Annotated in this window: 1 protein-coding gene; it reads right to left on the bottom strand. The window is 63.3% G+C overall.

Annotation, left to right across the window (positions count from 1 at the left end):
• Positions 1–229 (bottom strand): hypothetical protein (locus ACL9RM_RS26815; RefSeq protein ID WP_414126732.1); only part of this gene is annotated, 229 nt, incomplete at both ends.

Genomic DNA, 229 nt, shown 5'->3' with positions numbered 1-229 from the left:
CTTCATGGAAGCTGTCGGTGCCAACATTCTGATGGCTCTCATCGCCGTCGTCCACAGCATCCGTCAGCTTGCCGGAGACAATGCCGGAGACAACCGACACATTCGCCCGCTCCTCGCTGTACGACGCTTCGTCGTCCAGGTACAGCACCGCTGCCAGCGCCAGCTCCTCTTCGCCGAGCCAGGCTTCGGCACGCTCTCGCAGCGGCGTTTGCGTCAGCAGCACCTTCGC

Origin of the sequence: Paenibacillus sp. S29, assembly GCF_049319765.1 — a bacterium.
GTDB lineage: Bacteria > Bacillota > Bacilli > Paenibacillales > Paenibacillaceae > Paenibacillus > Paenibacillus polymyxa_B.
Note: the sequence above shows the minus strand (reverse complement) of the source record. Positions and strands in the feature narration are given on the sequence as shown.